Origin of the sequence: Sphingobacterium thermophilum, assembly GCF_039541675.1 — a bacterium.
GTDB classification, from domain to species: Bacteria; Bacteroidota; Bacteroidia; order Sphingobacteriales; family Sphingobacteriaceae; genus Sphingobacterium; species Sphingobacterium thermophilum.
Window position 1 is genome coordinate 1 of record NZ_BAABGR010000020.1, and the last position, 16,387, is coordinate 16,387.

Genomic DNA, 16,387 nt, shown 5'->3' on the forward strand with positions numbered 1-16,387 from the left:
ATTAAATATTACAACGACAAAAGGATAAGAACTAATTTAAATGGAATGAGCCCGGTAGAATACCGAGCTCATCATATCAAAAATATTGCATAAATTCGTCTAACTTTTTGGGGCATGTCTAATTTGCCGGGCATTTTTTATTATAAGTTCATTTGGTATCTTTAGGTATGACTTTACAAGAGTTTATACAAAGTCTGGATTACGACACGATGCCGGAAAGTTTGACTGTTCCTCTACAGGCGTTATGGTGGGATGCTAAGGGCGATTGGGCAAGGGCACATGCCCTTATCAATGATTTAGAGGACAGTGTGTCTGCGCATGTCCATGCTTACCTGCATCGTAAAGAAGGAGACTTGTGGAATGCTCGCTACTGGTACAGTAGAGCACAGCAACCTGAGTTTAAAGGTCCTTTACAGGAGGAATGGCGATATTTATTAGAGCTTTATTTGCGTTAAAGCAAGTAGTGTTTTTTTATTTGTTATCTTTTCTATTACTGCGCTGCCATATTTTGCGCCAAAATTCACCCAGAGAATTAAATTCTTGTCTGTATGCTAATCCTATCGCACTAATATATTCGGCATCGGTGGAGCGTATTAAGAAGTTTCGTGTATAAGGGCGGTTATATGCTCTAAGCAAAAGGTTCCCTTCTTTACGTAGTTTAAAGGTAAGTTCGGCATCTGTGGTAACTCCCTGACGGAAGAAAGTCAAGTCAGTAGCTTCATAATTGCTGCGGTCTGAGATTCCTCCGGAAAGCACCAAACGATCGTTTAGAAGACGTAAGGAAGCTGAAGCATCGTTGAAGGAACGAATGTTTAGGTCCAGGAAATTCATGTTCAACGATTGGGAAATAATGTTGTTGAGTTGGTTGAAAGCTATTTCCGTTCCTGCGGAGAGCAACGTATTGTTTACCTCTCTTCCGATTTCGTTAGTAGAGCTAGGGGTGAAGCTTCTTCTTACAATAAGGCTTAGCGCCTGTTGGTTGATATTGTTGGCATCGCTAAGATAGCTCTGCAGCTGATCTTTGATATATGGATTCTGTGGAAAGTTGAGGTCAAAAGTCACATCGGGTTGGCTAAGTGTACCTTTAATCAGCATGTCAGCCTGTGCTAGCACGCGCTCATTTTCTCCGGAATGTCCAGCAGCATTATAAAGTGGTCCTATCGCGGTCCTTTGTTGGTATATAGCGTTTAGGTTGATGATAGCTTCCGAAGGATTTCCTGTCCAGCGGATAGTTCCTCCCTCTTTGATATCAAAGAATTTATTGATAAAGTCTTGTGCGGTGAAATGAAATTTGCCAGATCTGACAACGTAGTCGCCAAACATTTCAAAGTCTCCGAGACTGGAAATTTTCATGTTGATGTTTCCATTTCCGTTGCCTTTCAAGGAGCCCATAGTCGTCTGGAGATTTACTTCGGCTTCCGGTGTGAAGTTGAGATTCATATTCATGGTCAAGCCCTGCAAGACGCGTTGCTTATCCTTTTTCTGATTTTCCGTAGAATCCTTGCTGACGAAATAGACGAAGTCACTTTCGGAGACAGTCATAGCCGTATTGAATGGCAAAGTTATTGAAGTTCCTGTTTCCGACTTGACGTTGATATCTATGTCTATAGCGGAGGTATATCCCTTAAATTTGAATATTCCTGAGGTGAAGGCAGTTCCAAAATATAGATTGTTATCCTTAAAGGTTGTATTCAGGATCATAAAGTTGCTGGCTCTAAGATCTACATCTATATAGGGGTTAGCCAGTTTTTGGAGGTTTACAAGGCCGTTGGCTTGTGCTCTATTGCCTTTTATGTCGCGCAATACTAGGTTTTGGAGGATGATAGCGTTGTTTTCTACCAAAGCTGTTTGGTTGTCCACAAAGTAGTGCGTGTTGAGGTAGTTTACCGTAAATTCGGCACCTGTGAAACGACCGATGCCGGTTATTTTGGGGTTTTTGAAAGTTCCTTTAATATCGACATTGGCATTGCCTTTACCCCGTAGGTCAGATACCAAATTGCTCAGGAAAGGCTGGAATATTGTTAGGTCAGTCTCTTTCAGTGTTCCCTTAAGATTTAGCGGTTCATTTTCATCATATAGATTATAATTTCCGTTGACAAGGATGCCACGACGTTGCTCGTCCAGCAATTGAAGGTCTATCAACACAGATCCTGCCACCGGCTCAAAGTCTGCTCGTAAGTCCAATTTACCTACAGGAATGTCATTATAAAGGATAGGTGAAGTGTGAATGTTGGCGGAAGCTAATGGCTTACGGAAAACGGAAGTGATGTTTAATTCTCCGTTCATGTCACCTTGCAGGTCTATTCCCAAAGGTCTGGTGACACCTCCTAAGGAGGCTAGACTGAAATCGTTGAATTTAACCTGCAGCCTGTCGTCATCATTGGATAGTATCCCATCAAAGCGTATTTTCTGTCTATCGTGAGAGACCAACAAATTTTCTATATAGATTTTACCTTTGGAGACACGTAGCCTAGCGTCATCGTTGATATTCCAATTTTCTCTGTTGATTATGATTTCTGAAGGACGAAGATGGATGTTTGCCGGCTGGTGATAGGCAAAATAAATATCTCCGTTGAGATTTAAGTAGTTGGTAGCTTTCTTGTCCGATAGCTCTATATTGAAGACTAAACTATCGTTGGCCAACACATTGGAGATGGCGATATGGTTGATATAGGTGCTGTCGCTGAAGTTTATTCTGTCGGCATTGATGTTTAAGGAAAAGGCTCTTTGATCGGCATTTTCATTAATGGTAAGGTTGCTGATTTTTATGCCTTTGTAAGTGATGGAAGGACTGTACGCCTCAAATTGAGCCGTATAGTCTTCGGAAGAAAATTGAGCATTGAGCTGAGCCCCGTCATCCAGTTTTAGGTTTGGATCAAGCAAGGCTGATATAGGTTTAAAGGATTTTACTTTGACCTCTAAGTTGAAATTCTGCGGATTATATGGTGTTGTCTCAATATTTATTGCCGGTGCGTAACGCATAGCCAGTGAGCGGAAATAAGGAACTACGGTGTTTAGGTCTATATTTCCTTTGAGATGTATGTCCAACACATCCGAGGTGAGGTCTATTTTTCGATTGTTTTGGTTTCCACTAGCTGCAAAATCTATTTGCTGTATCAGAAATTCTCCCTTGGTAGTGGTGAAGAGCAGATCTTGTACGGTAGTATTGCCTTTTAGGGTATTCAACGAGTTGCCGTTTAGCTCGGTGGAGAGCTGAGCGTGATGGATGATTACAGAGTCTTTGGTTAGCCATTGCAGCTTATTGGGAGAGGCATAGCTAATGGTGGATAGGATTTTGTAGTTCGGCTGTTCTCCATTCCAATCCAATTCGGCATCATAATTCATTTCGAGGTTTGGGTCTTGAACAGATCCGTTGACATTCAAGATTCTATTTTGAACAGTTCCCTCCAGTCGGATTTGTTGATAATTGTAGTTTTGCAAGTGAAAAGAGTGAATAGTACCTTTGAAAGAAGCTTGAAGAACATTTGGTGATAGTCCCCATCCTTCAAATTCCAGATTGAATCCTGTTTTCCCAAGAAATTTTTGCTCTACAAAATCTCCCAAAAGGAAAGAATTTGATTTTATAGAACCATCGTAGGCCAACTCCTTGTCAATTCGGATGTGAGCATCGGTCTGCAAAGAGCCCAAGCCTGTAGACAGATTTCCCTTAATATCGAAATCATTATAATGACCTTTGAACAGTCCTTGATAGTGTATATTCTTTAAATGGTGGATTGCGGAAGGAAGATTGAATGTCTTGGCATTGGACAGTTGCGCCACCAGAAGCTCTATATCCGGTGCCGTACTGCTAAGCTGAGCTATATCAAAATCGAAAATGGTTTTATTGATGTTGGGTAACCCGATGATGCGGAAATTTCCCGACAGGCGGGTGTGCTGTGCGGTGGTCATGTCCACATCTCGGGCTACGATATGTTTTACGGTACCTTTGAGCTGTGCTCTCTTTATTTCCGTAAAAAATCGGATCTGCTCTACATCAGGAGCAAAAAAAGCGATATCTCTTGAATCTACTGAAGAATTTTTCAGAAGCAGGGTTACCTGCACTTTATCTATAAATTCACCGAAATCCTTGATGTCGTTGTATTTGAATGCTAGATAATCCCTAAGCTGCGATCGATTTGTACGAAGAACAAGCTTAGAGAATTCCATTTTATGATCGGACAATACTACCTCGGAAGATAGTTCTTTAAGGAAAAAGCCGGACCTTTCCTTCAGTGTCAACTTGCTTATTCGCGCTGTCTTCACGGAGTCTATCTTGATCTTGTCTACCGTGCCGGATAGTTCGGTAATATATAGGTTTGCAAAGTTTACACCACGACGTGGGTACTTGTATTTGTGGTTTATGAGTCGGAGCTTGTTGTTTGCAAATTGGATTTTATCGATTTTAAGTTCCAGCTTTTTTGAAGGTTTCTTCTTAGCTGTTTTAGGTTTACTGAATAAACGGATATATTTTGTCAGGTTCGTGCTATCTGCATACACTTCGTAGTTCAGCAAAGCTTCTTCTAGCTTAAGTTCCTCAATAGTTATTTTATTGTTGAAGAAATTACGTAAGTTCAGTGAAGCATGCAGCTCTTTGACAGATAGAGTTGTATCCCCTGATGTTTCAACAACAGCGAGATTATGTAAAGTTAATGTAGAAAAAGGTTTGAAAAATACTTTTTCTAAAGTTATTTTCACTTGAAGTTCTTTGCCAAGGAAATCCGCAACGCGTTGAGTGAGGTAGGTTTGCACAGCGGCGAACTGCAGGGAGAATAACAACAGTACTGTTAGTACGAAGATACTAACAAGACTCCAGAGCGCTATTTTTAGTAATTTTTTGATACTTTTGTCCTTTAAATAATTATTTTTCGAAATGGCTGTAATTCTTGGCATTGAGTCTTCCTGTGATGAAACTTCTGCATCTATATGTATTGACGGTGAGATACGCTCAAATATTATTGCAACTCAGGCTATTCACGCCAAATATGGTGGAGTGGTTCCTGAACTTGCGTCGCGAGCACACCAGCAGAATATCATTCCTACGGTAGATCAAGCTATACAGCAAGCCAAAATTACGAAAAATGATGTAGATGCCGTAGCTTTTACACGCGGCCCCGGTCTTTTAGGCTCTCTATTGGTGGGAACATCTTTTGCTAAGTCCTTTGCTTTGGCACGACAGATTCCTCTTATCGAAGTCAATCACATGCAGGCCCACATATTGGCGCATTTTATCGATGAACCGAAGCCGAACTTTCCTTTTTTGTGTCTTACGGTGTCGGGAGGGCATACCCAAATTGTCCTAGTAAAAGACTATTTCGATATGGAACTTATCGGCCAGACGTTGGATGATGCGGCGGGAGAGGCCTTCGACAAGACGGCAAAAATCTTGAATCTTCCTTATCCTGGAGGGCCGCTCATCGACAAATATGCGCAGCAAGGTGATTCCAAAGCCTTTGCTCTTCCGGAACCCAATATTCCGGATTTGAATTTTTCCTTCTCAGGTCTTAAAACAGCCATTTTATATCTAGTGCAGGGAGAGTTGAAGAAAAATCCTTCCTTTCTGGATGACCATCTTTATGATCTCTGTGCATCCGTTCAAGATCGCATTGTTTCTATCTTGCTGAATAAGTTGCGTAAGGCAGCTAAGATAACAGGAGTAAAAGATGTAGCCATTGCAGGCGGGGTATCTGCTAATTCCGGACTGCGTAAGTCGCTGTACGAAATGGGAGAAAAGTATAAATGGAAAGTCTTCATTCCTAAATTTGAATATTGTACCGATAATGCCGCTATGATAGCCATCGCCGGCTACCACAAATATCTCAAAGGTGAATTTGTAGAGCAAGATATCGCTCCCTTAGCACGTTTGAATGTTGTAGGATAGGATAGGACTTTTAAATGGTATAATATAAAAAGACAAAGGTTTCAATCCAAGATTGAAACCTTTGTCTTTTTATAGCTTTGCTATGTTTTACTTGCCTTCCAATACTTTAGTTACCAATTCAGCAGCTTCTTTTAATAAGATTGCTGAGTAAACTTGAAGACCTGATTCGTCGATTAATTTTTTAGCTTCTTCAGCGTTTGTACCTTGAAGACGAACGATGATAGGCACAGGAATATTGCCAATTTCGTTGTAAGCGTCGATCACTCCTTGCGCTACACGGTCACAACGTACGATACCACCGAAGATGTTGATCAAGATAGCTTTTACGTTAGGGTCTTTCAAGATAATGTTGAAACCAGCTTTTACTGTTTCAGCATTAGCAGTACCACCTACGTCCAAGAAGTTTGCTGGCTCACCACCGGCTAATTTGATGATGTCCATTGTTGCCATAGCAAGACCGGCACCATTTACCATACATCCTACGTTACCGTCAAGTTTTACGTAGTTAAGGTTGGATTCTCCGGCTTCTACTTCTGTAGGATCTTCTTCTGTGATGTCGCGTAAGGCTGCTAAGTCAGGGTGACGGAACAATGCGTTCTCATCTAAGTTTACTTTAGCATCTACAGCCAATACTTTGTCGTCAGAAGTTTTTAATACAGGGTTGATTTCAAACAAAGAAGCGTCGATAGATTCGTATGCTTTATATAAAGCAGTAACGAATTTTACCATTTCTTTTTGTGCGGCGCCAGACAAACCTAAGTTGAAGGCAATCTTGCGTGCTTGGAAACCTTGTAAACCTACTTTAGGATCGATTTCTTCTTTGAAGATAAGGTGAGGTGTTTTTGCTGCTACCTCTTCAATATCCATACCGCCCTCGGTTGAGTACATGATGATATTACGGCCTTTTGCACGGTCCAATAATACCGACATGTAGAATTCTTTTGTTTCACTTTCTCCTGGATAGTATACGTCTTGGGCGATTAATACTTTATTTACTTTTTTACCTTCTGGTCCCGTCTGTGGGGTTACCAACTGCATACCGATGATTTCCGAAGCCTTTTGACGTACTTCGTCAAGGTTTTTAGCAAGTTTTACACCACCGCCTTTACCACGGCCACCAGCATGAATTTGAGCTTTAACCACAACCCAGTCCGAGTTGAAGTCTTCCTTCATCTTTTTAGCAGCTTCTACTGCTTGTTCTGGAGTTTCCGCAACGATACCTTCTTGGACTCTAACACCAAAACTTTTAAGTATTTCTTTTCCTTGATATTCGTGAATGTTCATTGATAAAAAATTTGACGTAAAAATATGACTTTTATTCTTAAGAGACAAGAGTTTATTTTTCTTGACCTGTTTTAGTGATTATAATGTTATTCAGTTCAGACTTATGCTTATTTTATTAAGCCTAGTTATGAGTGTTTTCTTTTGTAGTAAATTTACTACAATTATGAAACAAAACATTTCTTCATGGTAAAATTTATTGGAATTAAAAGATCATCTTTGTCCACGATGGTAGCGTTTTATGCGTAAAACTAAAATACCATTGAAATTGAAATAGGACTAGGATTAATCATTAATTAACTAATTATGGTAAAGAAGACATACATAACACCTTTAATTGTGGTAGACACAATTGAATTGGAAGAGTCTATCTCTGCTGGGTCAGCTGAGCTGTCCGGGGGAAACGGCTCGAACATTTATCAACCGATTATTGACGATAATGATAATTGGAGCTCCGGAACAGGAGGTTCAGTAAATGTGGATTTTTAAAAATTAATGAATATGGTTCGTTTAAAAAACATGCAATATTTTCTGTTTGTTGCTTTGGCTGGATTGATAATGATTTCCTGTGAAAAGAAATCATCGTCGAATGTCGTTGACGAAGAAGACGGAGGTGTAAAGCTGCAGTTTGTTGTTTCAAGTGTTGAAGAGTTTGCTGTAGAAGAAGCAAAAACGGCTTCTGTCTCTCGTAAAGCATCTGGCGTCACAACCCCTCAAATTGAGAGCTTCGAAGGTTTTGATGCTGTGGCGGTTAGCTATGATGAGGATTCTGATTTGAAATATGAAATTGCAGACAAACGTGCTGCCACTTTTAATGCAGGCAATAAATATAGAGTAGTTCTTTATGAAGTATCGGGGACTAATGAAACTTATGTAGGACAATATGTCTTGACTTCAGGCGATAATACCAGTACCATACCAGTAAATTATAACCGCACGTATAAATGGTATGCAATTTCTTACAATTCATCAGAGGTTCCGGCAGAGGTGGCCGATCCGACATCGCCTTCTCCTACTTTTAATTTTGCTAACCGAGATGTGTTGTATGCCAGCGGTCAGGTTACGACAAGTGTGTTAGGAAACAATCCTTTGGGGATCAAGTTCAGACGTTTAGGATCTCGTATTGATGTCGTATTCAACGCTGTTGGTATGTCAGCTTGGGTATTGGACCAGATTAATGTAGACTTAAATGTAAAACAAGGAGTATTCAATCTAAAAACGGGGGCTTTAGTATCCTCTTCCAATTTGACTGTTAATAAGGCAAATACTGATTTTACTTATGTGGATGCTTCTTTTCAGGATATAGCAGCTGTGTCTGTATATACGGTAGGAAATGAAAGTTTGGGAACTTTTACACCTTCGTTGAAGAAGTTCAGAGTGGTGCAGCACAATTCTTTAACGACTAGTGATTCTGACGCTTATATTTTCGGAAATGGTAGTTCGGTGATAGGAAGCTGGAACTTCAGTATTGGAACTCCTGTTAAAGCGAAGTATTATCCATTTACCATCAATCTGGTGCAAGCTCCTATTACGATTGGAGGAGTAAGGTTTGCTCGTGGAAATATCTACGATACAGATAATGCTAGTAGCCAAGCAAGTCCTGTGCGCAATGCAGCAAATATGAGAAGGTACAAGCTTAGAAAGCAAAATGCTAATGTTAACAATTACTGGATAGGAGCTAATTATCATTATACAGACTATTTTCGTTTTGGAGATTCACGAGCAGGATCAGCGCCTCCTTTGTTAGGTTCGTTCTTTAATACAGCAGCGGACGGTTTAGATCCATGTAATTTCTTGTATCCATATGATACATGGAAGACTCCGACTAGAAATGAGTTAGCTGTATTGAGTTCTGCTAGTGGTAAAACCTTTACATCAAACTATATGGAAGTGCCAGGTACAGGGCCTGCAAACTCTCCTTATCCAAGTAATAATCTTCGATTAGAGAAAAAGGGTATATTTGAAAACCTATTGGCTTCGTCTCCTTATATATGGAATTCAGGAACACATCGCTACTGGAGTACCACAAATGAAGGTGTCTGGATTATCATAGGTAATATTGACTGGTACTATTATGCGGAAATGGGTTCTAATTCTTATAATGTTCCAGCTGCCTACGGCGGCCTTGGCCAATGGGCTCAGCACAATCATTATCCTATACGTTGTGTAAGAAAATAAACTAATATATATATATGTTAAGAAGAGTTTAGCGGGTTTGCTAAACTCTTTTTTTGTTCATATTCCGGAATGCATGTTCTCATTACTCATGAAAATATTGACTATCTTAGTGCAATGATTTTACAGGCATCCAATATTTATAAGTCGTACGGGGATCTTCCCATTTTAAAGGGGGTAGATCTGACGGTAGAGAAGAGCGAGATTGTTTCCATTGTAGGGGCATCAGGAGCGGGGAAAAGTACTTTGCTGCATATTATAGGTACCTTGGACAAGGCGGATCGTGGAGAGGTGACCATCGATGGCGTGCAGATCAATAAGCTTTCTGCGAGGGAGCTGAGTGCTTTCAGAAATAAAAATATTGGTTTTGTTTTTCAATTCCATCACCTGCTTCCGGAGTTTACGGCATTGGAGAATGTCTGTATTCCGGCATATATCGCGGGGACTAAAGCTGGCGACGCACAGCATAGAGCTATGGAATTACTGGAACTGCTAGGCGTGGCGGGACGTGCTCAGCATAAGCCTTCCCAACTTTCTGGAGGTGAACAACAGCGTGTGTCTGTGGCCCGAGCTTTGATAAACAGCCCGAAAATCATATTGGCGGACGAACCTTCCGGAAATCTGGATTCCGAGAATGCGGCAGCGCTGCATAAGCTATTTTTCGATTTGCGGGATACTATGGGACAGACTTTTGTCATCGTGACGCACAACGAAGACCTGGCCAACATCTCGGACCGAACCGTACATATGAAGGATGGTTTGATTTACTAGTTAAAAACTCATTACATTGGAAAAGATATTGATTACCGGTGCTACATATGGTTTGGGTGTGCGTGTAGCCAAAATGTTAGAATCTTCTTTTGAAGTAGTCCTTAGTGCTTCGGAGAATATCCCCGAATTTATGAGCCATAAGATTATCTCTATCCCGAAAGGGGTAAATCCTACTTTTGCTCATGAGATGCTGAAGTTGGCATTGGACAAGGGGTGTTCTTATATTCTGCCTTTGCTGTTGCTGGAAATAGAATCTCTTAGCGAATCTTTAGTACTTTTTGAGGAGTACGGAATTACCGTCCTATGTCCTTCGAAGGCTCAGCTAGAGGATATGGAAATTGTTCCGAACCCGCCCAAAGAGCTGCCGCTCAGCGTGCTAGTAAACAAGCGTGACCTGTTAACACAGAGAGAAGTAGATATAGAAGCTAATGGTCTTGGCATCATATCGGACTCGGGAGAAGAATTTTTGTTAGCCATTGCAAGATGATGAGTGAGAAGTTAAAAAATATTCCTACAGACAGAAAGCTGTACGCTTTTGAATTGGACGATGTCCTTTATCCCTATCAAGATTATATTCTGCAGATTTATTATCTGTTTGGGAGTTTCTATGAATTTATCGAAGGGACGGTAAAAGCCAATGATTTGGCTCATTTTATGAAAAAGGTGTATATGCATCATGGGGAAGACATGGTATTCGATGCCGCAAAGGAAGTTTACGGTATTGACGAGAAATATAAGGAGAATCTGGAAAGGCTGAAGGCCAACGGTATTTTGCCGCTGCGCCTTGAATTGTACGAAGAAGCAAAACAGCTGCTTCTTTCGTTATTAGAAAAAGGAAAGCAGATTTGTGTCTTGACGAAAGGAAATCCGGTAGAACAGTTGAATAAACTCAAATTTTTCGAATGGGGAGCATTAGAGCAATATCGTAAAAGTATAAAAATCTATTTTGTTGATGAGCTGCTTCATCAGCAAATTGATATTATTCCTTATCTTGCAGAGGAATTTACTGTAAATGAGGAAGATATTTTTGTGGTCCATTAATCCGAATTAAATTTTCTTGACGCAGATGAATACTTCAAAATATTCTATTCTTATCGTTTTGGCTTGCTTAATTTTCTTTTCTTGCAGAAAAGAAGAAAACATTATCGTCCAAGATTTATACGCTATTGATAAGTCTAGGACGTATACAGATAACGAGTCGGAGAATAGAATAAAGGAACAGGTATGGTTTTATTATAAATACCTTTCTTTGTGGGAAGAGAATATTTATCCGAAAGCTGAAGATTTTGACCTGATGGAAACAACGGGTTATATCCGGGAGAATTTTACCAATTATTTTCAGACAGCTTCGGATGTATTGGATTATCTAATGGGGGTAACACGACGTACTACCAAAGGTTACACCATGACTTCCTCCTTTCCCGGAGAGAATCCTTTCCGTTTCTATAAGAAGCTGAAAAGGACCACCACGGCAGAGAAAGGGGATTATGACAGATATACATACTTTGATCGTGGCGGATTTATCAGTGGAGCCGTAGGTTCTTCACCTTACAGAGAGTCTATGGGCATGAATCTCTTATATCTGCAAAATGAGGATAACTCCAACAAGTATTTGTATGTAGCCTATGTGGAAAAGCATTCACCAGCATATCGAGCAGGTATAAGAAGAGGTGCCCGAATTCTCAAACTGAATGACGACGCTAATATAGATTATAACTATCAAAGTGATAATCAATTTTACCAGCTCGAAAGTTATCTGCATTCCAATTCTCTAAAGGTAGAATATAGAAGCAAGGAAGGGGAGGTAAGGGTTGCTCAGCTTCAGTATTCCAATAGCATTACAGATGTGGTGTATAAAGATACTGTTGTCACCGTTGATGGTATCAAGATTGGATATCTCGGTTTTTCTTCTTTTTTAAGAAAGAATGCATGGGTATTGGACGGAGAAGTACAGAAGACCTTTTTAACCCGTATCCATGAAGTTTTTAACAATTTTAGTTCTCAAAATATAGATGAGCTGGTAGTAGATCTAAGATACAATGGAGGTGGATATATTGATATGCAGGAAGAGATTGCTAATTTTATGGTGCCCCAGCAGGCATCAGGTCAGTTAATGAATACTTATAAGATCAACCGCTATCTCAAGAGTGAAGGAAAAGATGAACCTGGTGAAGACTTCGCACCAGTATATTTTAATAAGCGAGGGGCTTTAAATTTATCTCGTGTATATTTTCTTGTTTCTGAAGAGACCGCTTCTGCCAGCGAATTGTTGATCAATGTATTGGTGCCGTATATGAAGGTCTACATGATAGGTACCTACGCCATGGAAAATGGAAAAGCTGTTGCGCAAAATACATATGGCAAGCCGGTAGGTTTTTTCGGTGTTCCTATCCTTAGCTCTTCAAACCAGCTGTATGTAGCCTCGTTTCAGATGTTCAATAAGGATGGCTTTGGCGACTATTTCCATGGTCTTGTTCCACAGCATCATGTGTGGCCGTATCAGTATTTTTATGATTTTGCTGATCCTCGGGAGTCCTTGTTTGCTGCTGCCATAGCACACATGCAAACAGGCAATTTTCCTTCGACCGTCTCGCGATCAATAAAGGAGGGAAGAGAAGCGTTTAATCCTAAGGATTATACCCCAGTATTTGGAAATAGATATTTCCCAATGATGATAAAAGAAACAGAGAAGCCTTTGCGTTCACTTCAAAATCAATAGATTGTAGTACTTAGTTTTAGAAATGAGGAAAGACTATGGCCAATAAACCCGTTACAATTAAAGAAATAGCCCGTAAGCTGCGAATATCCCCTTCCACGGTATCTCGGGCGCTGAACGACCATCCTAGCATTGGTTTGGTGACTACTGAGCGCGTGAAAAAAATGGCTGCTGAGTTGGGGTATGAACCTAATCAGACTGCTATTTTCTTCAAACAACGCCGAACTTTTATTATCGGGGTGATATTACCTAAACTTTCAGAACCTTTCTTTGCAGAAGCCATTTCGGCCATTGAAGATGAGGCAGCAAAGCATAATTATACAGTACTCTTAGGTCAATCTTTGGATAGTATAGAACGCGAAAAAAATATTGTAAATACTTTCCGTAATCATCGTGTGGATGGTATCATCATGTCTTTGGGAAAGAATACGACAGATCTTAGTTTCACCGAAGCATTAAATAAGTATAATATCCCTATAGTTTTTTTCGACTGTGTCCCTGAGCAGCTGAATGTTCCCAAGGTTTCCTGTGACCTTTCTACGGGTATTTATGAAGCTATCGAGGCGTTCAAGCAAAGAGGGCATCAGCATGTAGCCCTGATAAACGGACCGGAGACGCTCCATGCCTCTGTCGAGCGGACACATAGCTTTAAGCAGGCCTTGGAGAGATGTGGATTGCCTTTTCATGAAGATTATGTTTCCCATACAGACTTGACGGAAAAAGGCAATTTTGAAGCGTTTCAACGTCTGCGTAATTTAAAGGAAAAACCTTCTGCCGTTTTATCGTTCAACGATTTCGTCACGCTGGACTTGATAAAATATGCTAAAGAAAACAATGTTCTTATAGGTTATGATATCCATGTGATTAGCTTTGCCAACTATCCGTTGTGGAAATATATGGATAATCCTCCTCTGGCAAGTATCGAACAATATCCTGCTGAACAGGCTTCCATTGCTTCGCGAATGTTGTTCCGACTCATCAATAATGAAGGTAAGGAGGAGTTGCCTGTAGAAAATGCTAAGCTTTCTTCTAAGCTGGTGTATCAATAAATGGAAAGGAAAGCTAAATTATACTGCATAAAAAAACAGCTGCTCAATTAAAGCAGCTGTTTTTTTTATGATTAATTAGTGTTATTCTTATAAGTGGATTACTTCACCATAGGCGTCAGCTGCAGCTTCCATGATAGCTTCACTCATGGTAGGATGAGGGTGAACAGACTTGATGATTTCATGTCCAGTAGTTTCCAATTTGCGGGCAACTACCACTTCAGCAATCATTTCTGTTACGTTAGCACCTATCATGTGGGCACCTAAGAACTCACCATATTTGGCGTCGAAGATAACTTTCACGAAGCCGTCTTTGGCGCCGGCAGCCGAAGCTTTACCCGATGCAGAGAATGGAAATTTACCTACTTTGATTTCATAGCCGGCTTCGCGTGCGGCTTTTTCAGTATATCCTACGGAAGCAATTTCTGGAGAGCAGTATGTACATCCAGGAATATTGTTGTAGTTGATAGGTTCTACGTGAAGGCCTTTGATTTTTTCTACACAGGTTATAGCTTCTGCTGAGGCTACATGTGCTAGAGCCTGACCTTTCACGATGTCTCCGATAGCGTAAACGCCTTCTACATTTGTTTTGTAGAAATCGTCTACTACTACACGACCTTTTTCTACTTTTACACCTACTTCTTCAAGCCCTAGGTTTTCGATATTTGGTGTGATACCTACAGCGGACAATACTACTTCTGCTTCGATAACTTCAATACCTTTTGCTGTTTTGATGTTTACCTTGCAGAGGTCACCGCTAGTATCAACGGACTGCACCTCAGACTTAGTAAGGATGTTGATACCTTGTTTTTTAAGCGACTTTTCAAGGTGTTTAGAGATTTCCTCATCTTCTACAGGGACGATGCGGTCCATAAATTCTACGATGGTAACTTTTGTACCTATCGCGTTGTAGAAGTATGCAAATTCCACTCCGATAGCGCCGGAACCTACGACTACCATAGATTTAGGCTGTTGTGGAAGGTTCATTGCTTGACGATAGCCGATAATTTTTTTGCCGTCTTGTGGCAGGTTAGGTAATTCTCTTGAACGAGCACCTGTAGCTAAGATTGTATGTTTGGCTGTATATTCTTTGACGCTGCCGTCAGCAGCTTTAACTTCTACTTTACCACCTTTTTTGATTTTTGCGGTACCCATAATCACGTCTACCTTGTTCTTTTTCATCAAGAATTGGATACCTTTGCTCATGCCTTCAGCAACCCCACGACTTCTTTTAATAATTGCACCAAAGTCAGCTTCACCGCCTTGAACTTTAATGCCGTATTCATCAGCATGTTTCAAGTACTCGAACACTTGAGCACTTTTCAATAAAGCTTTTGTAGGAATACATCCCCAGTTTAAACATATACCACCTAAAGCTTCACGCTCTACAACGGCAGTTTTAAAACCTAATTGAGATGCTCGGATAGCAGCAACATAACCACCCGGTCCAGCTCCAATCACAATGATGTCGTAGTTCATATAGTTTTTGAATTATAGTTTCTCTTTCAATTTGTAGCCAAAAATACATTTTTTTTTTGGCTTATGAATAGTCTCTCCGGAGGATATTTGACTTATGAAGATAAAATTATGGCATGAGAATGTAAATTATGTCAGCAATCGGTCAATAAATACGATGGGTGGATGTCCTTTCAATTAATTGTATATTTTAGCGCTAAACACATTATCTTATGTTACGTATATTCAGACAAATAGCGCTGTGGGAAGCGATTTCGACCTTAATTTTATTTTTTGTTGCCATGCCATTAAAGTATTTTGCCGATCTTCCGTTGGCAGTGCGTGTTGCCGGTTCCATTCATGGTTTTCTGGTTGTAGTATTCGTTATTATGCTTCTTATGTGTTGGAAGACTTACCAATGGAAAATTTCGCGCGTATTTAAATACTTCTTCCTCTCTCTTATTCCTATAGTATCTTTTTGGGTAGAAAAAGATCTTAAGAAAGATATATTACACCTCCGCAAATAAGTAGAAGTCTATATTTCAAATTATAAAGATAAAAGCTAAAGCATGACACTTTAGCTTTTATCTTTTGGTAAGTCGTTAATACTCATGTAAGCGTAGGTAATTTCTTTTTTGCCATGAGGGGTAGGAACACCATTTTCGTTGAGGTTTACGAATACCATCTTATCTATGGAAAGTATGGTTTTTCGTGTAATCTTGTTACGTACTTCGCAGGTTAGGGTGATGGAGGTGCGTCCAAAATGGGTGGCTGTTATCCCTAGCTCGATAATGTCTCCCTGTTTGGCAGAGCTTACAAAGTTGATCTCAGAGATAAATTTGGTCACCACATGAGGGTTGCCCAGCTGTACGATGGCATAGATTACGGCTTCCTCATCGATCCAGCTTAACAGTCGACCTCCAAATAATGTTCCGTTAGGGTTGAGGTCTTCGGGTTTTACCCATTTTCGAGTATGAAAGTTCATAGGCTTAAGGATTTAAAAAACAAAAAGTGAATAAAATAGTAGACTTTATCAGATGCCGCTGTTATAATGAAAGGTAATAA

At 40.2% G+C, this 16,387-nt stretch carries 15 protein-coding genes; 11 read left to right on the forward strand and 4 right to left on the reverse strand.

Translation table 11 applies throughout. The features are described 5' to 3' along the window. On the forward strand, window positions 1–93 hold the full coding sequence (locus ABD873_RS13840) for an IS3 family transposase (protein ID WP_425568709.1): 93 nt from the start codon (window positions 1–3) through the stop codon (window positions 91–93). A 74-nt stretch (window positions 94–167) separates the two neighbouring features. After that, window positions 168–455 carry a hypothetical protein gene (locus tag ABD873_RS08900; RefSeq protein WP_039054124.1) on the forward strand — a complete coding sequence of 96 codons (288 nt, stop codon included), beginning with the start codon at window positions 168–170 and terminating at the stop codon, window positions 453–455. Between the two features lie 16 nt (window positions 456–471). Here ABD873_RS08900 and ABD873_RS08905 read toward each other — a convergent pair whose 3' ends face one another. Then, window positions 472–4,890, reverse strand: a complete 4,419-nt coding sequence (locus ABD873_RS08905; protein ID WP_345067489.1) for a translocation/assembly module TamB domain-containing protein — start codon at window positions 4,888–4,890, stop codon at window positions 472–474. On the opposite strand from ABD873_RS08905, the gene tsaD reads away from it, so the two are divergent. Next, window positions 4,871–5,878: a tRNA (adenosine(37)-N6)-threonylcarbamoyltransferase complex transferase subunit TsaD gene (gene tsaD, locus ABD873_RS08910; protein ID WP_345067492.1), complete on the forward strand. Its 1,008-nt coding sequence runs from the start codon at window positions 4,871–4,873 to the stop codon at window positions 5,876–5,878. The genes ABD873_RS08905 and tsaD overlap by 20 nt on opposite strands. 87 nt (window positions 5,879–5,965) lie before the next feature. Here tsaD and sucC read toward each other — a convergent pair whose 3' ends face one another. Continuing rightward, window positions 5,966–7,162: an ADP-forming succinate--CoA ligase subunit beta gene (gene sucC / locus ABD873_RS08915; protein ID WP_039052982.1), complete on the reverse strand. Its 1,197-nt coding sequence runs from the start codon at window positions 7,160–7,162 to the stop codon at window positions 5,966–5,968. A 303-nt stretch (window positions 7,163–7,465) separates the two neighbouring features. Between sucC and ABD873_RS08920 the strand changes: the two genes are divergently transcribed. The 7 genes from ABD873_RS08920 (at window position 7,466) to ABD873_RS08950 (ending at window position 13,870) form a co-directional block, all read left to right on the forward strand. Continuing rightward, entirely contained in the window at window positions 7,466–7,648 is a 183-nt protein-coding gene (locus ABD873_RS08920) for a hypothetical protein (protein ID WP_345067496.1), read from the forward strand. Window positions 7,649–7,660: 12 nt separating this feature from the next. Further along, window positions 7,661–9,337 (forward strand): hypothetical protein, encoded by a 1,677-nt coding sequence (locus tag ABD873_RS08925; RefSeq protein WP_345067498.1) that lies wholly within the window; start codon window positions 7,661–7,663, stop codon window positions 9,335–9,337. A gap of 114 nt (window positions 9,338–9,451) precedes the next feature. Next, window positions 9,452–10,105, forward strand: a complete 654-nt coding sequence (locus ABD873_RS08930) for an ABC transporter ATP-binding protein (RefSeq protein ID WP_345067500.1) — start codon at window positions 9,452–9,454, stop codon at window positions 10,103–10,105. A gap of 16 nt (window positions 10,106–10,121) precedes the next feature. Then, entirely contained in the window at window positions 10,122–10,592 is a 471-nt protein-coding gene (locus tag ABD873_RS08935) for a hypothetical protein (RefSeq protein WP_345067502.1), read from the forward strand. After that, window positions 10,592–11,146: an HAD family hydrolase gene (locus tag ABD873_RS08940; RefSeq protein WP_345067505.1), complete on the forward strand. Its 555-nt coding sequence runs from the start codon at window positions 10,592–10,594 to the stop codon at window positions 11,144–11,146. Before ABD873_RS08935 ends, ABD873_RS08940 begins: the two co-directional genes overlap by 1 nt. Before the next feature lie 25 nt (window positions 11,147–11,171). Then, window positions 11,172–12,824, forward strand: coding sequence for a S41 family peptidase (locus ABD873_RS08945; protein WP_345067508.1), 1,653 nt, complete (start codon window positions 11,172–11,174; stop codon window positions 12,822–12,824). A 35-nt stretch (window positions 12,825–12,859) separates the two neighbouring features. Next, on the forward strand, window positions 12,860–13,870 hold the full coding sequence (locus ABD873_RS08950) for a LacI family DNA-binding transcriptional regulator (RefSeq protein WP_345067511.1): 1,011 nt from the start codon (window positions 12,860–12,862) through the stop codon (window positions 13,868–13,870). A gap of 87 nt (window positions 13,871–13,957) precedes the next feature. Here ABD873_RS08950 and lpdA read toward each other — a convergent pair whose 3' ends face one another. Further along, window positions 13,958–15,346 (reverse strand): dihydrolipoyl dehydrogenase, encoded by a 1,389-nt coding sequence (lpdA, locus tag ABD873_RS08955; protein WP_345067514.1) that lies wholly within the window; start codon window positions 15,344–15,346, stop codon window positions 13,958–13,960. Window positions 15,347–15,555: 209 nt separating this feature from the next. On the opposite strand from lpdA, the gene ABD873_RS08960 reads away from it, so the two are divergent. Beyond that, on the forward strand, window positions 15,556–15,849 hold the full coding sequence (locus tag ABD873_RS08960) for a DUF3817 domain-containing protein (protein WP_039052985.1): 294 nt from the start codon (window positions 15,556–15,558) through the stop codon (window positions 15,847–15,849). Window positions 15,850–15,899: 50 nt separating this feature from the next. Here the strand turns inward: ABD873_RS08960 and ABD873_RS08965 are convergent, their stop codons facing one another. Beyond that, window positions 15,900–16,307: an acyl-CoA thioesterase gene (locus ABD873_RS08965; protein ID WP_039052986.1), complete on the reverse strand. Its 408-nt coding sequence runs from the start codon at window positions 16,305–16,307 to the stop codon at window positions 15,900–15,902. Between the last annotated feature and the right edge of the window lie 80 nt (window positions 16,308–16,387).